The sequence below is a fragment of the Arthrobacter sp. 1088 genome (assembly GCF_031455315.1).
Taxonomy (GTDB): Bacteria; Actinomycetota; Actinomycetes; order Actinomycetales; family Micrococcaceae; genus Arthrobacter.
Genome location: NZ_JAVDSM010000004.1, coordinates 221,325 through 241,653 on the forward strand (window position 1 = coordinate 221,325; position 20,329 = coordinate 241,653).

The 20,329-nt window shown below is 62.9% G+C and carries 20 protein-coding genes and 1 riboswitch; of the genes, 14 read left to right on the forward strand and 6 right to left on the reverse strand.

Annotated features, from left to right (window positions below; genetic code table 11):
* Positions 1 to 8 precede the first annotated feature (8 nt).
* Genes J2Y41_RS07770 through J2Y41_RS07785 form a run of 4 tightly spaced genes read left to right on the forward strand, consistent with a single transcriptional unit; the run spans position 9 to position 3,593 of the window.
* Positions 9 to 944, forward strand: coding sequence for an ROK family protein (locus J2Y41_RS07770; protein ID WP_309927753.1), 936 nt, complete (start codon positions 9 to 11; stop codon positions 942 to 944).
* Positions 941 to 1,942 (forward strand): hexose kinase, encoded by a 1,002-nt coding sequence (locus J2Y41_RS07775; protein ID WP_309927755.1) that lies wholly within the window; start codon positions 941 to 943, stop codon positions 1,940 to 1,942. Before J2Y41_RS07770 ends, J2Y41_RS07775 begins: the two co-directional genes overlap by 4 nt.
* Entirely contained in the window at positions 1,924 to 2,778 is an 855-nt protein-coding gene (locus J2Y41_RS07780) for a class II fructose-bisphosphate aldolase (protein WP_224166925.1), read from the forward strand. The genes J2Y41_RS07775 and J2Y41_RS07780 overlap by 19 nt, the downstream gene beginning before the upstream one ends.
* 23 nt (positions 2,779 to 2,801) lie before the next feature.
* Positions 2,802 to 3,593 (forward strand): DeoR/GlpR family DNA-binding transcription regulator, encoded by a 792-nt coding sequence (locus J2Y41_RS07785; RefSeq protein ID WP_224092101.1) that lies wholly within the window; start codon positions 2,802 to 2,804, stop codon positions 3,591 to 3,593.
* 41 nt (positions 3,594 to 3,634) lie between these two features.
* Here the strand turns inward: J2Y41_RS07785 and J2Y41_RS07790 are convergent, their stop codons facing one another.
* Entirely contained in the window at positions 3,635 to 4,291 is a 657-nt protein-coding gene (locus J2Y41_RS07790; protein ID WP_309927761.1) for a histidine phosphatase family protein, read from the reverse strand.
* A 112-nt stretch (positions 4,292 to 4,403) separates the two neighbouring features.
* Here J2Y41_RS07790 and J2Y41_RS07795 point away from each other — a divergent pair, with 112 nt between their 5' ends.
* Positions 4,404 to 5,171 carry a type II CAAX endopeptidase family protein gene (locus J2Y41_RS07795; protein ID WP_309927764.1) on the forward strand — a complete coding sequence of 256 codons (768 nt, stop codon included), beginning with the start codon at positions 4,404 to 4,406 and terminating at the stop codon, positions 5,169 to 5,171.
* Between the two features lie 175 nt (positions 5,172 to 5,346).
* Here the strand turns inward: J2Y41_RS07795 and J2Y41_RS07800 are convergent, their stop codons facing one another.
* Entirely contained in the window at positions 5,347 to 5,985 is a 639-nt protein-coding gene (locus tag J2Y41_RS07800) for a VOC family protein (protein ID WP_216925364.1), read from the reverse strand.
* Positions 5,986 to 6,172: 187 nt separating this feature from the next.
* Between J2Y41_RS07800 and J2Y41_RS07805 the strand changes: the two genes are divergently transcribed.
* Both J2Y41_RS07805 and J2Y41_RS07810 read left to right on the forward strand, forming a co-directional pair.
* On the forward strand, positions 6,173 to 7,528 hold the full coding sequence (locus J2Y41_RS07805; RefSeq protein WP_224167492.1) for a bifunctional o-acetylhomoserine/o-acetylserine sulfhydrylase: 1,356 nt from the start codon (positions 6,173 to 6,175) through the stop codon (positions 7,526 to 7,528).
* 151 nt (positions 7,529 to 7,679) lie between these two features.
* Positions 7,680 to 7,794: riboswitch (SAM riboswitch) on the forward strand.
* Between the two features lie 14 nt (positions 7,795 to 7,808).
* Positions 7,809 to 8,930: a homoserine O-acetyltransferase gene (locus J2Y41_RS07810; RefSeq protein ID WP_224092107.1), complete on the forward strand. Its 1,122-nt coding sequence runs from the start codon at positions 7,809 to 7,811 to the stop codon at positions 8,928 to 8,930.
* A 6-nt stretch (positions 8,931 to 8,936) separates the two neighbouring features.
* Here J2Y41_RS07810 and J2Y41_RS07815 read toward each other — a convergent pair whose 3' ends face one another.
* From J2Y41_RS07815 to J2Y41_RS07825, 3 genes are read right to left on the reverse strand one after another with little or no spacing between them, the layout of a single operon-like run.
* Positions 8,937 to 9,338 carry a hypothetical protein gene (locus J2Y41_RS07815; protein ID WP_224092123.1) on the reverse strand — a complete coding sequence of 134 codons (402 nt, stop codon included), beginning with the start codon at positions 9,336 to 9,338 and terminating at the stop codon, positions 8,937 to 8,939.
* Between the two features lie 43 nt (positions 9,339 to 9,381).
* Positions 9,382 to 10,521: a winged helix DNA-binding domain-containing protein gene (locus J2Y41_RS07820; RefSeq protein WP_224092125.1), complete on the reverse strand. Its 1,140-nt coding sequence runs from the start codon at positions 10,519 to 10,521 to the stop codon at positions 9,382 to 9,384.
* A 29-nt stretch (positions 10,522 to 10,550) separates the two neighbouring features.
* Positions 10,551 to 11,396, reverse strand: coding sequence for an SGNH/GDSL hydrolase family protein (locus J2Y41_RS07825; RefSeq protein ID WP_224092127.1), 846 nt, complete (start codon positions 11,394 to 11,396; stop codon positions 10,551 to 10,553).
* Positions 11,397 to 11,464: 68 nt separating this feature from the next.
* Between J2Y41_RS07825 and J2Y41_RS07830 the strand changes: the two genes are divergently transcribed.
* The gene (locus J2Y41_RS07830; RefSeq protein WP_309927771.1) at positions 11,465 to 12,115 is read left to right on the forward strand and encodes a phospholipase; all 651 of its coding nucleotides are present in this window, start codon (positions 11,465 to 11,467) and stop codon (positions 12,113 to 12,115) included.
* 68 nt (positions 12,116 to 12,183) lie between these two features.
* Here the strand turns inward: J2Y41_RS07830 and J2Y41_RS07835 are convergent, their stop codons facing one another.
* Positions 12,184 to 12,411, reverse strand: coding sequence for an RNA-binding S4 domain-containing protein (locus tag J2Y41_RS07835; protein ID WP_224092129.1), 228 nt, complete (start codon positions 12,409 to 12,411; stop codon positions 12,184 to 12,186).
* A 23-nt stretch (positions 12,412 to 12,434) separates the two neighbouring features.
* On the opposite strand from J2Y41_RS07835, the gene J2Y41_RS07840 reads away from it, so the two are divergent.
* The 6 genes from J2Y41_RS07840 (at position 12,435) to dusB (ending at position 20,265) form a co-directional block, all read left to right on the forward strand.
* Positions 12,435 to 13,439 (forward strand): DMT family transporter, encoded by a 1,005-nt coding sequence (locus J2Y41_RS07840; RefSeq protein WP_309927773.1) that lies wholly within the window; start codon positions 12,435 to 12,437, stop codon positions 13,437 to 13,439.
* A gap of 136 nt (positions 13,440 to 13,575) precedes the next feature.
* Complete coding sequence (locus J2Y41_RS07845; RefSeq protein WP_216925355.1) at positions 13,576 to 14,961, forward strand: glycine--tRNA ligase; 1,386 nt, start codon at positions 13,576 to 13,578, stop codon at positions 14,959 to 14,961.
* Positions 14,962 to 14,963: 2 nt separating this feature from the next.
* Positions 14,964 to 15,926 (forward strand): GNAT family N-acetyltransferase, encoded by a 963-nt coding sequence (locus J2Y41_RS07850; RefSeq protein ID WP_224166931.1) that lies wholly within the window; start codon positions 14,964 to 14,966, stop codon positions 15,924 to 15,926.
* A 213-nt stretch (positions 15,927 to 16,139) separates the two neighbouring features.
* Positions 16,140 to 17,513 carry an FAD-binding oxidoreductase gene (locus tag J2Y41_RS07855; protein ID WP_224166932.1) on the forward strand — a complete coding sequence of 458 codons (1,374 nt, stop codon included), beginning with the start codon at positions 16,140 to 16,142 and terminating at the stop codon, positions 17,511 to 17,513.
* Positions 17,514 to 17,568: 55 nt separating this feature from the next.
* Positions 17,569 to 19,041, forward strand: coding sequence for a YibE/F family protein (locus J2Y41_RS07860; RefSeq protein ID WP_309927777.1), 1,473 nt, complete (start codon positions 17,569 to 17,571; stop codon positions 19,039 to 19,041).
* Positions 19,042 to 19,083: 42 nt separating this feature from the next.
* A complete protein-coding gene (gene dusB / locus J2Y41_RS07865) occupies positions 19,084 to 20,265 on the forward strand; it encodes a tRNA dihydrouridine synthase DusB (protein WP_309927780.1) in 1,182 nt (393 codons plus the stop codon).
* Positions 20,266 to 20,329 lie beyond the last annotated feature (64 nt).

Here is a 20,329-nt window from a genome sequence, read left to right on the forward strand (position 1 = left end):
GCCCCGTCATGGTTCTTGGGCAGGCAGAATCAGCGGTCCTGGCCTTCGACGTTGGCGGTACAGACGTCAAGGCCGGACTCGTGGATGCCTTCGGAAACGTCCTGGGCATGCGCCGGGTACCCACGCCCCTTGATCCAGCGCACCCAGGGGAAGCGGTGCTGGACAGGCTCGCAGGGCTCGCTGAGGAGCTCGCATCCGAGTTTCCGCACATCCCGGCCAAAGCAGCGGGCGTCATCGTCCCTGGCATCGTGGATTCCGTAGGAGGAATCGGGATCTACTCCGCGAACCTCGGGTGGCGTAACTTCCCGTTCACTGCTGAGGCCGAGAAGAGGCTGGGGCTTCCCGTGGCGTTCGATCACGATGTCCGCTCCGCCGCTGCTGTGGAACACGCCTTTGGCGGATCCAAAGAGTTCAACGACGTCGTGGTCATGGTGGTGGGCACAGGAATCGCCGCGGCAGTCTTCTCCGGTGGTGTGGCCGTCACAGCCGGTGGTTTCGCCGGCGAACTCGGCCACGCCCAGGTACTGGACCCCGACGCCGGAACTGAAGCAACAGGGGCCACCATCCTCGAGGCCGTGGGTTCGGCAGGCGCCATCGCCAAACGGTACAGCAGGAAGTCGGGGAATGCCGTGGACGGTGCCCGCGACGTCCTGCTCCGGTCCCAGAAGGGAGATGCCGTGGCTGCCCGTGTGTGGGCAGATGCCGTGGACGCCCTGGCCTTCACAATCTGCCAGTGCGTGAACATCATCGGCACAGAAGCGGTAGTGATTGGGGGAGGCCTGGCCGAAGCAGGCGAGGACCTTCTCGAACCGCTCCGTGCCCGGGTTGACCAAATCCTGGACTTCCAACGACGCCCACGCCTCATCCAGGCCCAGCTTGGCCAGGACGCCGGACTCCTTGGAGCGGCATTGAACGCACGAGCGCTCCTGGATGGTGCGCGATGACCGCTCCGGACGCGGCCCGCAGCGGCACGTCCCCAAATGCCGCAACCCGGATTGTCACCGTGACCCCCAATCCGGCCATCGACATGACCTACACCGTCCACGGAATCACCGAAGGCGCCACCCACAGGGTTCCCACACCCATCAGCCGTGCCGGGGGTAAAGGGCTCAACGTTGCCAGGGTGGTTCACCAAGTAGGCCATCCCGTGCTGGCCGTCGCTCCTACCGGAGGAGCCGCGGGCCAGACCCTGGCCGCTGAACTTTGGACGAGCGGGGTGCCGCATGCGTTGGTGTCTGTCGCCGCCGAGACACGCCGCAGCATCGCGCTCGTGGACACCCTCGCCGGCGAAACCTCCATCTTCAACGAGGAGGGCCAGGCGCTCCTGCCGGACGATTGGCGCTCGCTGACCGCCGCCGTCGTTAAAGCCCTGCGCGGCGATGACGGAGAAGGTCCGGCCGCTGTTCTGGTGGGGTCCGGCAGCCTGCCGCCGGATGCACCCGCCGATTTCTACCCGTCCCTGGTGAAGCTGGCACACGACGCCGGCATCCCGGCCATCATTGACACCTCCGGACCCGGAATCATCACCGCAGCCCAGGCGGGTGCCGATGTCCTGAAACCCAATCACCACGAGCTCGCGGAAGCCACGGGGGAGTTGAGCGTGGAAGCCGCCGCGCTCTCGCTGATTGCCATGGGCGCCCGGACGGTCCTCGTCAGCGCCGGTGCGGACGGAATGCTCGCCTTCGACCACGCAGCGCCCGGCGGGTACTGGAGTGCCCGCCTCCCCGGGCCCCTAAGCGGCAACCCCACAGGGGCGGGCGACGCCGGTGTGGCGGCTGCCGCCGTCGCCCTCGCCGAAGGCATTACGGAACCCCGCGAGATTCTGCGCCGGGCCACAGCCTGGTCCGCCGCGGCGGTGCTCATGCCTGCAGCAGGCGAGATGTCGCCCAGGTACCAGGAACTTGAAGAACAACTCATCGTGACATGGAAGGAGACCCGGTGACCCTTGTCAGCACGCGGGAATTGATGGACAAGGCCGCGGCCAACGGCACGGGCCAAGGCGCGTTCAACGTCATCCATGTGGAAACGGCGGAGGGACTGGTGGCGGGCGCCGAGACAGCGGGAGTTCCACTGATCCTGCAGATTTCGGAAAACTGCGCCAAATACCACGGCGGACTGGAACCGATCGCGGTGGCGGCTTTGGCGATCGCCCGCGAAGCATCAGTGCCCGTCGCCGTTCACCTGGACCATGCCGAATCCGAGGACCTCGCCATCGCGGCCGTGGACCTGGGCTTTGGCTCCGTGATGTTCGACGGCGCGCACTTGCCCTATGAATGGAACGTCGAAGTCACACAACGGGTAGCCCGTTACGCCCACGAGCGAGGCGTTTACGTGGAGGCCGAACTCGGCAAAGTGGGAGGCAAGGACGGCGCCCATGCACCCGGTGTCCGGACCGACCCCGCGGAGGCGCAGGCGTTTGTTGAAGCAACGGGTGTAGATGCGCTCGCCGTCGCCGTTGGCTCCTCCCACGCCATGACCGAACGCAGCGCCGCATTGGACCTGCACCTAATCACGCGGCTGAAGTCTGCGGTCGGAAAACCACTCGTGCTGCACGGCTCTTCAGGCGTCACAGACGACATGCTCGTAGCCGCAATCGGCGCAGGTATGACTAAGATCAACGTATCCACACATTTGAACGGGTTCTTCACCCGTGCCGTCCGTGAGTACCTCGATGCCAACCCCGCAGTGGTGGATTCCCGGAAGTACATCAAGGCCGGCCGGGACGCACTGGCGCTGGAATCCGCACGTATGCTCACGCTGTTCGCCAAAGCGAAATAGCCAGACCCCGCGAAAGGCTCGTCATGACCCGCACCGATCGGCTGACCGCCATCCTTGACCTCCTGGCCGAATCCGGCCATGTGGAAGTCGAGGACATCGTGACGCGGCTTGGCGTGTCACCGGCCACGGCACGCCGGGACCTGGACAGCCTTGCGAAACAACGCCTGCTGAGCCGTACCCGCGGTGGCGCCACCACCGGATCCGTTGCATACGATCTCCCGGGCCGCTATAACCGTGACGACCACGCCCTGGCCAAGCAGGAGATCGCCCAGGCGGCATCGGCCCTGATCCGCCCCGGAGCCGTGATCGGCTTGAGCGGGGGAACCACCAACACGGCGCTGGCGCAGCTGTTGTCCACCCGTGAGGACCTCAACGCACCGTCCAACAGGCCCACCCTCACGGTGGTGACCAACGCGATCAACATTGCCTCGCAGCTCGCCGTTCGTCCGAACATCAAGATCATGGTTACCGGGGGCATCCTGAATCCGCGCTCCTACGAGCTCGTGGGACCCTACACCGACGTGATCATGCAGAAGGTTGCCCTGGACATTGCGTTCATCGGGGTCAACGGTGTTGACCCCGACCTCGGCCCCACGATCACCGATGAAGGCGAAGCAATGGTGAACACCGTCATGGCGCGCCGGGCCACCGAATCCTACGTGGTGGCTGACTCCTCGAAAGTAGGCCGCCGCTCCTTTGCGGCCATGGCAGGGTATGACTTCCGGCACCTCATCACGGACGCCGGGATCAGCGCTGAAGATAAGGCCGCGTTTGAAGCCAAGGGCACGGAAGTTATCGTCGCACCTGCCAACTAACCGGTCCTGCAACCCACCGTTCCCGCAACCAGCCGTTTCCGCTAGAAACGCATTCTCGGCGCGTGAAGCACTGAATCGTCAACATCCCTTGGCACCCACTGGCTGAACGGTTTGTCCAAGCTGTACTGTCCGTCGTCGGTCCTTACCAACGTTCGGAGTTCGGCGTTGTCCGGGTTGTTCAGCGATTCGAAATACTCAACAGTCCAGTGGAACCAGCGCATGCAGAACAGCCTCATGGTTAGTCCGTGGGTGACCATGAGGGTATTCGGGGCATACGTCGGCTTTTCCCAATGGCGGTAAAGGGTCTCCATGAATGAGGACACGCGGTCGTAGACGTCCGAGCCTGACTCGCCTTCACGGAACCTGTAGAAGAAGTGGCCGTAAAGGTTGCGCAACTCCTTCTGGTCCTCGATTTCCCCGGCAATCTGAAAATTGGCCCAGTCCTGCTCACGCAGCCTCGGTTCTTCGATGACGCGCTCGATCAACGGTCCCAGGTCCAACGCCTCAAGAGTCTGGTATGCCCGCAAATAGGGGGACACATAAACGCAGACCTGCTCGCCGTCGAGCTTCTGCCGGAGGGCCTCACCAGCTATCCGGGCCTGTTCAATTCCACGTTCGGTCAGCGGAATGCGGTAGTCCGGCACGCGGTTGTAGATTGACGTGTCGGCATTCGCGGCGGACTGGCCGTGCCGGATCATGAAGATTCTCCCTGGGGCACTCATCCCACCAAGCATAGGGTCTGCCTACGGGTGGAGCGGGAACGTGCACACTTCACGGCAAAGTGGCAGGAACTGCAGGCAAGATAGGTACATGCTCCTCGCTTCCCGCCGCCGCCTGCGCGCCGAAGTACTCATCGTACTGGGCCTGTCTTTGGGCCAATCAGCTGTGTATTCCGTGGTGCAGCTCCTGGACAAGATGACGCGGGCGCCGCTGTCCGAGGCAACCTCCACTCTTAACAGGTCCCAAAGCACCCGCGAGTACTTCGACCTCACGTATCAACTACTGGACATTGTCTTTGCTTTGGTGCCGGTGGTCCTGGTGTTCTATTTCCTGTCATCGCATGTCCAGGGTGGGCGCGAAGGCGCAAGTGGCTTTGCCCGGCTGGGGTTCAACTTCGCGCGCCCCGGCAAGGACCTTTTGCACGGATTGGGACTCGCGGCAGGCATTGGCATCCCGTCACTTGGCTTGTACGCGGCCGGCCGCGCCCTCGGAATCACTACCGCCATTGTGCCCAGCGGCCTGGAGGCTTACTGGTGGACAGTGCCTGTGTTGATTCTCTCCGCGATCCGCCACGCGATCGTTGAGGAAGTGATCGTCGTGGGATACCTCATGGACCGTTTCGGAAAATTCGGTTGGAGCACGCCGCTGGCCATTGTCGTGAGCGCGGCCCTTCGCGGCAGCTACCACTTGTATCAAGGCTTCGGGCCGTTCATCGGCAACTTCGCCATGGGCTTGGTCTTCGCCTGGATCTATACCAAGACGAAGCGGGTGATGCCTTTGGTCATTGCGCATGCGCTGCTGGACATCGTCGCGTTCGTTGGCTTCAGCCTCTTCGGCAAGGCGATAGGCCTGGGCTAGGCACCCTTAAAGCCAGGGGACCCTTAACCAGGGCACCGTTAAAGAGAAATTCGGCCGCCATCGGTGGGTGACGTCGTTGGCACTCGCTGATGGCGGCCGAAGCTTGACCGGACACACTGGACCTGTGACCCAACATGCTGGACTGGAGGGGACCAGGCCCCAGGGAAGGTGTGCGTCAGATGGTGACGGCGCCGGATGCGGTTTCGAAAGTGACGGACATGATGCCAGGCGTACCGTGCGGGGCCATCCACTGGACAGCGACGTCCTCAAGCGGCTTCTCGACGGGCTCGCCCAGCCATTCGGTAACGCGTTCCGCCGAGCCGGCAATGGTGAGGCTGGACATCTTGACGTCACTCTCATAGACCTTGGACGGGTGCAGTGAGGGATCGCCCTCCCACTTGAGCAGGTAAGGCACCTGGGGATCGGCGATCAAGCCGAGAATGCCGATCTGCTGCCATACGAGTTCGCGGCCATCCGGGAACTTGCGGTTGCCCGGAACTGCGGACCGGCCGAGGCGTTCCTCGAAGGGGGCGAGGTCGTCAACGGCGACGCACCAGCCCATCCAACCGCCGCCTGCCGCCGAGCGTGCGCGGACTGCCTGGCCAAAGGGTGCCTTGTCGGAAGCAGGGTGGTCCAGGACCTCTACGACTTCCAGGTATTTGTTATCCGCCAAGGGAATGATCATGTTCCGGGTACCGAAGCGCGGGTGCACTCCGCCCCGGACTGCGTCCACTCCCAGAGCTGCGGAAATTCGTTCGGTGGTGGCCAAAAGGCCATCTCGTTCACAAGCGTAAGAGACGTGATCCATGCGCATGGCTTCATCTTGGCACTTTGTGATCGGGGTCTCAGCTAAGGGAAGCCTTACTAACATGGGATGTTATTGTGCGCCGCCGGAACGCTTCACGCCGGGTCGCGTAAAGACTGAAAAATACTGCCTTCGTCACAAAGCTGTCCAAGTGTCCGGACGCTTCCTAGACTGGCTCCAGCCCACGCCTACAGCGATCAACGGCAAACCCGCGCGCCACGAAGAGGAGAACCCAATGTCCCAAGGATGGTCTTTCGAAACCCGCCAGATCCACGCAGGGCAGGAGCCCGACTCTGCCACGGGGGCGCGGTCGCTTCCGATCTACCAGACCACGTCCTTCGTTTTCCCGAGCGCAGAGTCCGCAGCCAACCGCTTTGCACTGGCCGAGCTCGCCCCGATCTACACGCGGATCGGCAACCCAACACAAGACGCCGTGGAGCAGCGGATCGCCAGCCTCGAAGGCGGGCTGGGCGCGTTGCTCCTTAGCTCAGGACAGGCCGCGGAAACCTTCGCTATCCTGAACATTGCCGAGGCCGGAGACCATGTCGTCGCGAGCCCCAGCCTCTACGGTGGCACCTACAACCTGCTGGCGCACACTCTGAAGAAGTTCGGCATCTCCGTGACGTTCGTGGAGGATCCGGACAACCTGGACCAGTGGCGGGACGCCGTGCAGCCCAACACCAAGCTGTTCTTCGGCGAGGTTGTGTCCAATCCGCGCCAGGACGTGCTGGACATCGAGGGTGTTTCACGCGCTGCGCACGAGGCTGGCGTGCCGCTCATCGTGGATAACACGCTCTCAACCCCCTACCTCATCCGTCCCATCGAGTGGGGTGCGGACATCGTGGTGCACTCGGCTACCAAGTATCTGGGCGGCCACGGCGCGGCGATCGCCGGCGTGATCGTGGACTCCGGAAACTTTGATTTCGGCAAGGACCCGGAGCGCTTCCCCGGATTCAATACTCCGGACCCCAGCTACAACGGACTCGTTTACGCCCGGGACCTTGGCAAGGATGGCGCGCTCGGAGCCAACCTCTCCTACATTCTCAAGGCGCGCGTGCAGTTGCTGCGCGATCTGGGTTCGGCGGTTTCCCCGTTCAACGCCTTCCTCATCGCCCAGGGCCTGGAAACCCTGAGCCTGCGCGTCGAGCGTCACGTCTCGAACGCCACCAAAGTGGCTGAATGGCTGGAAGCCCATGACGACGTCGAATCGGTTGCCTTTGCGGGCCTGCCGTCCAGCCCTTGGTACGACCGCGGCCGTAAGTACGGGCCAAGGGGTACCGGTGCAGTGGTGGCATTCAACATCAAGGGTGGCGTCGAGGCCGGCAAGCGATTCGTGGACGGCCTGGAGTTGCACTCCCATGTTGCCAACATCGGTGACGTCCGCTCGCTGGTTATCCACCCGGCGTCGACTACCCACAGCCAGCTCACGGTCGAACAGCAGCTGGTTGCGGGCGTGAATCCAGGCCTTGTCCGCCTCTCCGTGGGAATAGAGCACGTGGACGACATTATTGCTGATCTTGAGGCCGGTTTCCGGGCTGCCAAAGGCGCTTAATCGCGCTGCTGGGGGAGCGGCCGCCCGCCGTCGAAAATTCGCCGGGCGGCCCTTCGCGGTGCGTGTTCCTGAACGAAGCGGCGCCAAACCGTCACACAGCTGTCACATTCTTCGCCAAGACAGCGGTATTTTTCCTAGACTCTACGTATTAGGTCATGAGTGCCAGCGACAGCCCCGGCTTGCTGGCCGGCAACCCTCCTCCGCGGTGGGGTGCCCCGGGTGAAGACCTGGCCTGTCGCACGCAAGGCGGCAGGCAAGCGCGAGGTTAGGTGTCAAAGGAATGACCATTACTGCTACAGCACCCCCCAAACCGGGCAAAGAAGACGGGACGGTCAAGTACGCCGGCGTAGGTTCACTGGAACTTGAAGCCGGCGGTTTTCTCCCGGATGTTGTGCTTGCCTACGAAACCTGGGGGCAGTTGAATGCGGATGCGTCCAACGCAGTCCTGGTTCAGCACGCACTGACGGGCAGCACGCATGTGGCCCGCGGTGCTACTGATGAGGAAGGCTGGTGGGAGCAACTCGTTGGTCCCGGCGCGACGATCGACACCAACCGGTTCTTCGTTATCTCCATCAACATTGTCGGCGGCTGTTACGGCAGCACGGGCCCATCGTCAGAGGCGCCGGACGGACGGCCCTGGGGATCCCGCTTCCCACTGATCACCTTGCGCGACAGCACGGTGGCTGAAGCCCGGCTCGCGGATGCCTTGGGGATCAAGGCATGGCACGCAGTCCTTGGCGGTTCCATGGGTGGGGCGCGGGCACTTGAGTGGGCGGTCACCTTCCCTGAGCGTGTTCAGCGGTGCGCGGTTATTTCTGTGGGCGCCTACAGCACAGCCGAGCAAATTGCTTTCGCCCAGTCGCAGACGCTCGCCATCCGCCAGGACCCGAACTTCAACAACGGCGATTACTACGGTGGACCAACTCCTGAGGCAGGCCTTGCCCTGGCCCGACGGATAGCGCACATCACGTACCGGTCAGCGCTGGAGCTTGATGTCCGCTTCGGCCGGGAAGCCCAGCACCAGGAGACGCCCCTGGCCGCTGCGGTCCTGGGGGAGCGTGGCCGCTACCAAGTGGAAAGCTACCTCGACCACCAAGGCACCAAGCTGGTGCGCCGGTTCGATGCGAACAGTTACATCGCCATCACCGAGGCGCTGATGTCCCACGACATCAGACGGGGCCGGGGCACCTTGAAGGAAGCCTTGGCTGCCGCCACTGCTGAATTCTTTGTGGCAGCCGTCGATTCCGACCGCCTCTATTTTCCGGCCCAGTCAGTGGAACTGGCGCAAAACCTGCCAGGCAATGTGCCCGTCCACGTGATCGAGGCCCCCATCGGCCACGATGGCTTCCTGACCGAAATCGGCCAACTATCGAAGCAGCTTCGCGAGGCCTTCTTCGCCTAAGCCGGCTCAGCCGTTCATGATGTCGCCGCGCTGCTTCATGTAATCCTCCATGGCAATTTCGCCGTTGCTGAACTTGAGGTCCAGTTCGGCCAGCTTGCGCGCGCGGAAGCCTTGCTGCTCAGAGCCGCGGTGGCTCGGAAACGTAGGTGAAGAAGCGTTCGACGCCGGTCCTGGCGGCGGTGGGGCATCGGCAGGGCGGATGGTGGTGGGCTGCGTGGGATAGCCCGGATAATTCGGCTGCGGGTAACCCGGTCCCGGAAGATTCTGCGGGGGATAGCCGGGGCCCGGATAATTCGGGCCCGGGAAATTGCGGTCCTGGAGCCGCCGCGCCCGGGACTTGTTGTACATGCGTATCCCCATGGGAATCAGCCACGAGCAGACGATGATCCAGAAGATCAGATTGTTCACGGTGCAGGCCTCCTAGGTCTTAACCCAGCTTAGTCCCGCAGTTTCACACCAGCTTTGTCTCCATGCCCAGGAACCTCCCGTAGCGTTCCACTTCTGCCTCCAAAGCTTGTTGTTCGGCTGTTGTGAGTGGCCTGTTCATTCTGATGTCGAGTTCGCAGATCCCACCCGAGAAGCTGTGGCGCCACCATCCGGTCAACCTGCCATCGAGCAACACCACGTGAATTGGAGCATCGCCCTCGGGGAAATAGGGCGCCCTGCCGCCGAGGTAGTGCCTCGATTGTGAATAGCCCATCACGTACTCGTCGTAGCACTGGATGAGATCGACACGGGGAAGTCCTGGCCCATCGTCACCTGGTGGGGGAGTCGCTGCAAGTGCCTCCACATCTTCTGCTGGCAAGTAGAAGTCCAAGCCGTCGACCGCCACGGTTGCCAAGGCGCCCGGAACGGACTCTTCAGCTACCTGCAAGCCAAGCCGTACATCCTTGATGGTCAGTCCGGACCACGCGGCACAGTCCTTGATGGTGGCAGGTCCCCGGCTGCTGAAGTACCGCAGGGCCAGCTGGCCCAAGGCCCATTCGCGGTCGCCGTCCTCCATCAGGGACGTATTGCCGTCGGGCACACGTTCCTCGAACAAGGCGTATGTCTGTTTCAGTGCACCCCCTGCAGAACGGACCGGGCTGCCGCTCACCAGGATTTTGCTGATCTCGGCGTGCATGAGGTGGTAAACGAAGCCAAGGCCTTTGCCGGGGAGCCCCGCCTTTTCCAGTATTCCGGCTAGTTCTTCGCGTGTTTTGTGGGCTCCACCGGCCACCGCTTCGGCAAGGATGTGCCCACTGCGGGCGGCTGCGTGCTCATCAACTCCCGCCTGCCGGTACATGCCCTTGTTGCCTTGATGAAGGCGATCTGCAGACAAACCCATCAACCAGCCGAGGTCGTCACGGTGCACAAAATGCCACGTCGGCCGCAGGATATGCGTCCGGAGGATCCTGCCGTCAGCCACCGCCTGCTCCACCTCATCGGCAGTGCTCCCGACCGCCCTTTGGGCGAGGCTCCACCTGGCATACGGAAATTCCTGCGACTGCACCGCCAGGAGGTTGCGCAGAACATCATCAACGTTTTCGCCGTAGGGAGCCCGCAGCTGCTGACGGCGCAGGCGCAGGGGGACAACATTGTTAGGCTGCATCGAATCCTCCCGGCCGCAGTCCCATCAGCTCAGCCGCGCGGCAGCATGGTGCCGTTGGGGCCGAAGACCGGTCCCGGCGTCGGGCGTTTGGGGGTAATGCCGTCACCGGAGGATCGATGCCGCAACCTGCGGATAACCCACGGAACAAAGTACTCGCGGGCCCACACCAGATCCGAGGATCGGGCCTCGCGCCAGGTGCGGACCGGCAGGGGCTTGGGCACCAGGGGCTCAAGGGTGTGCTGGACGTTCAGCGCTTCAAGGACCATCATCGCGATGGTGTGGTGTCCCAGAGGTGAGAAGTGCAGGCGGTCTTCGTCCCACATCCGCGGATCGGCCAACTGCCTCAGGGACCACATGTCCGCGATGATGGCGTCGTGCCGTGCAGCTACAGTCCTCAGGTTTTCGTTGTAGATGGCCACCTTGCCACGGATGCGGCCCAACACCGAGGACGCGGTGTCCGGTCCGTTGAACAACACCACAGTCGCCCCACCGGAGGCCAGTTCCTGAACAGCAGCATCCAGCTTCTCCGCCAAGAGGTCCGGGTCGCCACCGGGCCGGATGAGGTCATTGCCGCCCGCTGAAATCGAGACAAGGTCCGGCTGAAGTTCCAGGCAAGGACCAATTTGTTCATCCACGATCTGCTGCAGCAGCCGCCCACGGATAGCAAGGTTGGCATAAGCGAAATCCTCATGACCGCGGCCCAGTTCCTCCGCTACACGGTCAGCCCATCCCCGGAAGCCGCCGGGGTTCCGGGGCTCGGGATCGCCGATGCCTTCCGTGAACGAATCCCCCAGTGCCACGTAACGGCTCCAAGGGTGTGTTTGAACCGGTTCGCCCGGCTTCACCAATGAATTGACGTCACTCACGCTTTCCATCCTGCCTTGAATCTGCGAACCTACGCCACCGTAGGTTGTTACTCATCAGTAACTGCAAGAATAGACCCATGACTGAAGCCGTTGCATTCCCCGCGCCCGTTGTCCTGTGGTCCCATGACGAAGCTGAACGGGAGGGCAAGCCGCTTCTGGTGCTGCTGCACGGCTATGGCTCCAATGAGGACGATCTCTTCAGCCTCGCGGGCCTGCTTCCCGAGGGCTTTGTGGTGGCTTCCCTGCGCGCGCCGATGCCCATGGGCCCCGGCTTCACCTGGTTCCCGCTCACTGCGTCAATCGAATATTCCCTGGAAGCAGTAAAGCTTGCCGCCGAGTATGCCCTTGAATGGTTGGATACGGTCAAAGCCAATCATTCTTCAGTGACGCTGCTCGGTTTCTCCATGGGCATGGCCATGGCGACCACCATGCTCCGGTACCGTCCCGCGGACTTCGCTGCCGTCGTCGGGCTTTCGGGTTTCGTGGTGGACGCCGGCGATGACCCCGCCTTCCGCGATGCCGAACTGGACGGCACCTTGCCGATGTTCTGGGGCCGCGACCAGCAGGACCCCGTCATTACTCCGGACAAGATCGAATACACCATGGGGTGGGTGCGCAAGCACGTGGACCTCACCAAGGTGCTCTACACAGGCATGTGGCATGGCATTAATCAGCAGGAAATCGGCCACGTAGGCGAATTCCTGACGCACAAAGTCCTCGCATCTTAATTGCAACGCGGGGTCACTTACGGCCCATAAATGGCGTCACCATGGGCCTTAAGTGACCCCGCGTTGCTTCAGGCGGAGATAATCCTTACGGTCTGGCCGTTGACGGTGACGGTGTCGCCGGCGTGCAGCTGGCGGCCCCGGCGTTCGTCGATCTCGTCGTTGACCTTCACCAAGCCATTCTTAATGAGCTCGGTGGCCTCCACGCCGTCCTCCACCAGGTTGGCCAGCTTCAGCAGCTGACCGAGGCGGATCATGTCGTCGCGGATGGGGACCTCTTCGATTTCCGGGTTGCTCATAAAGCAATGATGCCTGACGTAGTGTGGTGTCAGTGCCGCAGTCTTCCCGTCGTTCCACCCTTCCGCTCGCCGTTGGCCTCCCTGTTGCAGTAGCAACTGGGTTGGTCATTCCGCTTCAAGGAAGGATCAACGGGGCTCTCGGGGCCCGGCTGGACGATGGCATCGCCGCAGCTGTGGTGAGCTTCACCACAGGCCTCGTCCTCATTGCGGCCATTTCCCTCGCCACACCCAAAGGCAGGGCAGGCCTTCGGCGCATCGTCCCGGCGGTCCGCAGCCGTAGCTTTCCCCGCTTCTACGTCATGGCCGGTGGGATCGGTGCACTCTTCGTCATCGCGCAAACATTCACTGTGGGCCTGCTGGGGGTTGCGCTGTTCACTGTGGCGGTGGTCACCGGGCAGACCCTGAGCGGCCTCCTTGTGGACCGAATGGGCATAGGTCCCGGCGGCAAACGGTCCATTACCGGAGTGCGGATCCTGGGCAGTGTGCTGACGGTCGCCGCCGTTGCGTGGGCTGTTTCCCCGCGGTTCGGGGGCAATACCGACATCGCGTCCCTGGTGCTGCCCGTACTGTTGCCTTTGGCTGCAGGGTTTCTCATGAGTTTCCAGCAAGCCATGAACGGAACCGCCACCGTTCACTACGGGACCCCTGTCGCAGCCACGCTGGTCAACTTCATCGCCGGTGCCGTCATCCTCTGGATTGCCTGGCTGATCAAGCTTTCCGTGGCAGGCGCCGGCAACCCGCTTCCGGGTGAATGGTGGTTCTACCTGGGCGGCCCCATGGGCTGCCTTTTCATTGGGCTTGCGGCGCTCCTGGTCCGAAGCCTTGGCGTGCTGGTCACCGGTCTGGGCATGATCGCAGGGCAGTTGGTGGGTTCTTTAGTGCTCGACGTCGTGATCCCCAGTCCCGGTGCGGTGGTCGCCTTGCCCACGGTGTTGGGTACGGTATTGACGCTCGCGGCGATCGTCGTGGCCACGCTGCCCTGGCCCAGGGGAGCATTCGCACGAAAGGTCCCGGGCAAAGGCCGGTAGGCTAGGACACGCAGCTTTCTGCACAGTTATTATCCGCACCAATTCCCCAGCCCACCCCGCCGGACAACCTCGTTCGGAATCCGGGGCAACCACCGCGGACCGCACCCAGCGGCCCTGTAGAACAAATGGAGTACCCATGGCAGCAAAATCCGTCCTTGACCAGGTCATTTCCCTCTCCAAGCGGAGGGGCTTTGTCTTCCAGGCCGGTGAAATCTATGGTGGTTCCCGTTCGGCGTGGGATTACGGACCCCTGGGTGCGGAACTGAAGGAAAACATCAAGCGCCAGTGGTGGCAGAGCATGGTCCGCGGCCGCGAAGACGTCGTAGGCCTGGACTCCTCGGTCATCCTGCCCCGCCAGGTCTGGGAAGCCTCCGGCCACGTCGAGGTGTTCTCGGACCCCCTGGTGGAATGCCTCTCCTGCCACAAGCGCTACCGTGCCGACCACCTTGAGGAAGAGTACGAGGAAAAGAAGGGCCGCCCCGCCGAGAACGGCTTGAAGGACATTGCCTGTGCCAACTGCGGCACCCGTGGCCAATGGACGGAGCCGCAGGAATTCTCCGGCCTCCTGAAGACCTTCCTTGGCCCGGTAGCCAACGATGAGGGCATGCACTACCTGCGTCCGGAAACGGCCCAGGGCATCTTCGTGAACTTCAACAATGTCCTCACCACGTCCCGGAAGAAGCCACCGTTCGGCATTGGCCAGATCGGCAAGTCCTTCCGCAACGAGATCACGCCGGGCAACTTCATCTTCCGTACCCGCGAGTTCGAACAGATGGAGATGGAATTCTTCGTCGAGCCCGGCACGGATGAGGAATGGCACCAGTACTGGATGAAGGAGCGCATGTCCTGGTACACCAGCCTGGGCATCCGTGAAGAAAACCTCCGCTTCTTTGAGCACCCGCTTGAGAAGCTGAGCCACTACTCCAAGGGCACCACGGACATCGAGTACCGCTTCGGTTTCCAAGGCTCCGAGTGGGGCGAGCTCGAGGGCATCGCGAACCGCACGGACTTCGACCTCTCCACGCACGCCAAGGCATCCGGGACGGACCTGAGCTACTTCAACCAGGCCACCAATGAGCGCTACACCCCATACGTGATCGAGCCCGCTGCCGGGTTGACCCGCTCCTTCATGGCGTTCCTGATTGACGCCTACACCGAAGACGAGGCACCCAACGCCAAGGGCGGCGTCGACGTCCGTACGGTCCTGAAGCTGGACCCGCGGCTTGCCCCGGTCAAGGCAGCTGTCCTGCCCCTGAGCCGCAACGAGGACCTGTCCCCGAAGGCAAAGGCGCTGGGCACCCAGCTGCGCAAGAACTGGAACATCGACTTCGACGACGCCGGCGCCATCGGCCGCCGTTACCGTCGCCAGGACGAGATCGGTACTCCGTTCTGCATCACCGTGGACTTCGATACCCTCGAAGACCAGGCCGTGACCATCCGTGAGCGCGACACCATGAGCCAGGAACGCGTGTCCCTGGACAAGGTTGAGGCTTACCTGGCAGCACGACTGATCGGCGCCTAACCGTGGCCTTGGAATACCGCGAGTGGAAGGAAGGCGACGACCTCGCCCTCCTGGAAATCTGGGGCGGCCCGGAGACCCTCCCTGCAGAACAGTTCCGTGCTGCTTTGGCGCCCTCGAGCAACCAGCCTTGGCGCCGCTGCATCGTTGCCGAAGACGTCGTTGACGGCGTTCGCATCCCCGTTGCGGCCGGCGTGGTTCACGAAGCGTCCCTGCACCCGGAACGTCTCTGGGCTTACATCGAGGTTGCCAAGGACCATCGCCGGAACGGCGTCGGTGCCACCCTGCTGACCATGCTGCGCCGCGAAGCCGGGAACTCGCCGTCGGGCGTTTCCAAGCTCCGCAGCAAGGTTGAACCGGGCACCCCGGGGGCTGCTTTCGCCGAAGCCGCAGGCCTGGGACCCATCCAGCGTTCCCAGTTGGTAGTAGTGGAGCCTGAGCCGCTGAAGCTCCCGCGGTTCGGCGACGGTTCCGAGGAAGCTGCCTCGGAGCGCGTGGAGGACCTCGCCACCGGATCCGTGGAACTCAGCGAAGTGGTGGGCCGCTACTACTCAGCTGTCCACCACTGGGACAGCCCGGGCGAGCTCAGCATTGCTACGGTGCAGCGGCTCTTCCTGCACGATCTCACCGGGGCGCACGGAGCCATTGTGCTTCGTGCTCCGAAGGCAAGCGCCTTTGGCGGGGGAGTGCCGGCCAGCCGAAAAGGTAAGATCCAGGCCTTCGCCATCAGCTACGCCCAGGGGAACTCCGAGGAGCCCTCGGATGTCTTCCTGGGTCACGATCCCATGCTGTCCGCCGACGACGCCGAAGCTGCCGTACGGGATCTTCTGGCGCTTATTGCGTACCAGCACCCCGTGCTGTTGGAAGTGGACGAATCCATGACGGCGCTGCGCAGCGTTCTGGCACCTTTGCTGGAGTCGGGCAAGGCCCACGTTCGTGGCGCTGACACACTGATCGTGAGCGACTGACCACGTACTCGCATGTCCGGATCCCGCCCTGCCCATCGCCGATGGGCAGGGCGGGATCCTCGCTTTAAGCTCAGCCCGCATTCGTGGTGGAAAAGCCTTGACGCGGCCATGGCGCAGGAGTAGGAAGGCGACGTAAGCCACGCGCCGGCACACTCGGAGGGAAGCGGCGTCTGTGGAACAGCTCCGGTCTCCTCTGAATCGGCGGTAACAACAATGAACGGAACGACCTTGGACGGGCTGCGGGATCAGCTGCGCGGACAGCTCATCACTCCCGAAGACCCTGAATATGATTCGGCACGGGCAGTCTTTAACGCCATGGTCGACAAACGTCCGGCGGGCATCGTCCGGGTGGCCCAAGTTGCGGATGTGATTGCGGGGGTGAACTTCGCACGGGAGAATTCCATGCCCCTGGCCATTCGGGGCGGCGGACACAGTGCTCCTGGATTTGGAACAGCGGATGACGCCCTGGTGCTGGACTTCGTCAACCGTACAGGGGTGCGGGTTGATCCGGAGACCGCAACTGCGCGGGCCGAAAGCGGAACCACGTGGGCTGATTTCAACCACGCAACGCACGCCTTCGGATTGGCGACCACTGGCGGGATCGTCGGATCCACGGGAGTTGCGGGACTGACCCTGGGCGGGGGAATAGGCTACCTTGCCCGAAAGTACGGTCTCTCCTGCGACAACCTCGTTTCAGCCGATGTGGTCACGGCTGATGGAAAGTTCCTGGTGGCCAGCGAGGACCAGAACGAGGACCTGTTCTGGGCGCTCCGGGGCGGTGGTGGCAACTTCGGCGTGGTGACCTCGTTCGAGTTCAAACTCCATCCTGTTGATATGGTCCATGCCGGAGTCATCCTCTACGGCGCAGAACATACTGACACAGTCGCCCGGTTCTACCGCGATTACATCGCGAACGCGCCCGAAGAGTTCGGCGCTTTCCTGGGATTCCACCAGGGCCCGCCAGTCCCGTTCCTACCCGAAGAGTGGCACGGCAAGCCCGTCTGTGTGGTGGTTGGGATGTGGACGGGGGATTTGGGAGAAGGCGAAGCGCGGTGGCAGCCTTTCCTGGACGCAGCCCCTGTTGCGGGCTCACTGGTAGCTCCCATGCCGTACCCAGCCCTGAACGTTGCCTTCGATGCGCTCAACCAGAAAGGAATGCAGGGCTACTGGAAGGCGAACTTCCTCCCCGAGCTCAGTGATGGCGCCATCCAGGCTCACGCTGAGCATGGTGCGACGGTCACCAGCGTCAATACGGCTGTCCACATCTACCCCATCGACGGCGCCGTCTCACGCGTTGGCGTCCATGACACAGCCTTTGCGCACCGTGACATGAAGTTTGCGCCCGTCATTGCCGCCCAATGGATGGAACCCACGGATAACGAAGCCAACATCGCCTGGGCGCGAGGCTATGCGGCGGCCCTTGCACCGCACTCGGCGCTGGGCGGGTACATCAACTTCATGGACGCTGAAGACCAGAACCGGGTCACTGACAATTACGGCCCCAATTGGGATCGTCTGGTGCAGGTCAAGAGCAAGTACGATCCCGGCAACCTTTTCCACGTGAACCAGAACATCAAGCCAGCCTGAGGGAAGGGTTTGCGTGTGACCCGGCTAGGCTTGAAACCATGAGGTTTTGCAGCTGATGGGTCACGGACACTCCCACGGTCACGGTCATTCTGAAAGTTCCGAGCCAACCCCGCAGGCGATTGCCTCCCGGAAGCGCGCCAACTGGCTCCTGGCTGCGGTGCTGGTTCCACTTGGGGTGCTCACTGTCATTGCCATGATGGTCATGTGGCCCTCGGGCAGCCGGGAGGGAATCTCCTTCGCGAGTCCCTACCAGGCTGCCCCGGGGGTGACTTTCGATACCGGAAAGATCCAGAGCGTGGTGCAGGAAAGCTGCACACAAACCGGCCAAACCGGTGCAGGCCAAACCGATCCAGGCCAGTCCGGCGGATCCGACTGCACTTTCGCCTTCACGCAGCCGGACAAGGGCGGGGAAGCCGTCAAGGTGGTGATCAACCCCGACGTCGCTAAATCCCATGGCGTGAATGTGGGGGATTCGATCCGCTATCTGAACCTTTCCGGTGTCCAAGGCGCGGCGCAGGCCAACGGCTCGCCGTCGTACGTTTTTGTGGATTTCGTGCGGAGCCTGCCGATTGCCCTGCTGGCTGTGCTCTATGCGGTGGTGGTGATCGCTGTGGCGCGCTGGCGTGGCTTCCGGGCACTCCTTGGACTGGTTGGCGCTTATGCCGTGCTGGTCAGCTTTATCCTGCCGGGGCTTGTGGAGGGGAAGCCGCCACTCATGCTGGCTTTGGTGGGTTCAACGGTGATCATGATCGGGGTCCTGTACTTCGCCCACGGTTTCTCGGCGAGGACGTCCACGGCCCTGCTGGGAACCATCTTCGGGTTGGGCATCACAGCGCTGTTGGCGGCGTGGGCCACGGATGCTGCCAACCTTGCAGGCGTCGGTGACCATGACGCTGCAACGCTGATAAATATGTCGGACAAGATTTCAATCTCCGGCATCATCTTGTGCGGCCTGATCATCTCAGGCCTCGGCGTCCTCAACGATGTCACCATTACCCAGTCATCTGCCGTGTGGGAACTTTACGAACTGGCCCCGAACACCAGTGCCCGGAAGCTGTTCTCCTCGGCCATGCGGATTGGCCGGGACCACATCGCCTCCACGGTGTACACGATTGCCTTCGCGTACGCTGGTGCCGCCCTTCCGATCCTGATCATCGTGATGCTTTACGACCGCCCACTTGCCGAGGCCCTGACCAGTGCGGAGTTGTCCGAGGAAGTCATCCGGACATTGGTCGGCTCCATCGGCCTGGTGCTCGCCATCCCGGTTACCACGCTGATAGCCGTCCTTGTGGTCAAGGCGACAGGCGTGAAGGGTGCCGTCGCTTCGCCGGCTCTTTCGGTGAATCCGGAGGACGTGGACGATACCGGTACGCTCGCTGCTGCGGCCGCCGTCGTGGGTTCCGGCAGGGCCGAAACGCTCGACGGCGGCCGGTCTTCCCGCGCGTCCGGCAAGCCTGCCCGCCCGGGGAGCCGCCGTGCCCAGCGTGAGGCGGAGCGCCGGGGCGACGGGGAAAAACCGATTCCGTAGGGCGCAAAGGGTCGATTTGCCCTGATTTGCGACAATGGATGGGTGACTGTAGTAGCAACGCCCCCTGCCCCAAAGCTTGAGCTTCCGCCTTTGCAGCTCGGTGGGATCACCGTGGACACTCCCGTGATACTTGCCCCCATGGCGGGCATCACCAACTCGGCCTTCCGCAGGCTCTGCCGTGAATACGGTGGTGGCCTGTACGTGGCCGAGATGGTTACCTCGCGTGCGCTGGTGGAACGGACCCCGGAATCGTTGCGCATCATCTCCCATGATGAGGACGAGAAAGTGCGTTCCGTGCAGCTCTATGGTGTTGACCCCGTAACGGTCGGCGCGGCAGTCCGCATGCTCGTCGAGGAAGACCGGGCTGACCACATTGACCTCAACTTCGGCTGCCCGGTGCCCAAGGTCACCCGGCGCGGTGGTGGTTCCGCGCTGCCATGGAAGATCGATCTGTTCACGTCTATAGTGCAGACCGCGGTGAAGGAAGCCTCCAAGGGTGGCATCCCGCTCACCATCAAGATGCGCAAGGGCATTGACGAGGACCACCTGACGTACCTCGACGCCGGACGGATCGCCCGCGATGCGGGAGTGGCCGCCGTCGCCCTTCACGGCCGCACCGCCGCCCAGTTCTATTCCGGCCAGGCTGACTGGTCCGCAATTGCCCGCCTTCGTGAGGCGCTGCCTGACATTCCGGTGCTGGGAAACGGTGACATCTGGTCCGCAGAGGACGCTGTCCGTATGGTCCGGGAAACCGGTGTGGACGGCGTGGTGGTAGGCCGTGGTTGCCAGGGACGCCCGTGGCTGTTCGGTGACCTGCAGGCGGCGTTCGAAGGCAGCGATCAGCGGCACCGTCCGGGGCTGCGGGAGGTCGCCGAAGGCGTCTACCGTCACGCAGAGCTCATGGTAGAGACCTTCGGCAACGATGAGTACAAGGCACTGCGGGAAATCCGTAAGCACATGGCCTGGTACTTCAAGGGTTACGTAGTTGGCGGGGAGCTTCGCGCCAAGCTGGCCACCGTTCCCACCCTCGAGGTCCTGCGCGGACTCCTTGATGAACTGGACATGGATTTGCCGTATCCGGGCGTCGATTCCGAGGGCCCGCGCGGCCGTGCCGGATCACCGAAGAAGCCTGCGCTGCCCAAGGATTGGCTCATGAGCCGTCAGCTGAACGCGGAACAGAGTGCCGAAATCTCCGCAGCAGAGCTGGACGTGTCAGGAGGCTAGCTTCACACGTGTAAGACTGGCTCAAGAGGCACCACACAACGGCGCTTGAAGGAGGCAGATACCC

Excerpts from the sequence above, each read along its gene's own strand:
- J2Y41_RS07770 (WP_309927753.1), top strand. The coding sequence starts at position 9 with ATGGTTCTTGGGCAGGCAGAATCAGCGGTCCTGGCCTTCGACGTTGGC.
- J2Y41_RS07775 (WP_309927755.1), top strand. The coding sequence starts at position 941 with ATGACCGCTCCGGACGCGGCCCGCAGCGGCACGTCCCCAAATGCCGCA.
- J2Y41_RS07780 (WP_224166925.1), top strand. The coding sequence starts at position 1,924 with ATGGAAGGAGACCCGGTGACCCTTGTCAGCACGCGGGAATTGATGGAC.
- J2Y41_RS07785 (WP_224092101.1), top strand. The coding sequence starts at position 2,802 with ATGACCCGCACCGATCGGCTGACCGCCATCCTTGACCTCCTGGCCGAA.
- J2Y41_RS07790 (WP_309927761.1), bottom strand. The coding sequence starts at position 4,291 with ATGATCCGGCACGGCCAGTCCGCCGCGAATGCCGACACGTCAATCTAC.
- J2Y41_RS07795 (WP_309927764.1), top strand. The coding sequence starts at position 4,404 with ATGCTCCTCGCTTCCCGCCGCCGCCTGCGCGCCGAAGTACTCATCGTA.
- J2Y41_RS07800 (WP_216925364.1), bottom strand. The coding sequence starts at position 5,985 with ATGCGCATGGATCACGTCTCTTACGCTTGTGAACGAGATGGCCTTTTG.
- J2Y41_RS07810 (WP_224092107.1), top strand. The coding sequence starts at position 7,809 with ATGACCATTACTGCTACAGCACCCCCCAAACCGGGCAAAGAAGACGGG.
- J2Y41_RS07820 (WP_224092125.1), bottom strand. The coding sequence starts at position 10,521 with ATGCAGCCTAACAATGTTGTCCCCCTGCGCCTGCGCCGTCAGCAGCTG.
- J2Y41_RS07825 (WP_224092127.1), bottom strand. The coding sequence starts at position 11,396 with ATGGAAAGCGTGAGTGACGTCAATTCATTGGTGAAGCCGGGCGAACCG.
- J2Y41_RS07830 (WP_309927771.1), top strand. The coding sequence starts at position 11,465 with ATGACTGAAGCCGTTGCATTCCCCGCGCCCGTTGTCCTGTGGTCCCAT.
- J2Y41_RS07835 (WP_224092129.1), bottom strand. The coding sequence starts at position 12,411 with ATGAGCAACCCGGAAATCGAAGAGGTCCCCATCCGCGACGACATGATC.
- J2Y41_RS07845 (WP_216925355.1), top strand. The coding sequence starts at position 13,576 with ATGGCAGCAAAATCCGTCCTTGACCAGGTCATTTCCCTCTCCAAGCGG.
- J2Y41_RS07855 (WP_224166932.1), top strand. The coding sequence starts at position 16,140 with ATGAACGGAACGACCTTGGACGGGCTGCGGGATCAGCTGCGCGGACAG.
- J2Y41_RS07860 (WP_309927777.1), top strand. The coding sequence starts at position 17,569 with ATGGGTCACGGACACTCCCACGGTCACGGTCATTCTGAAAGTTCCGAG.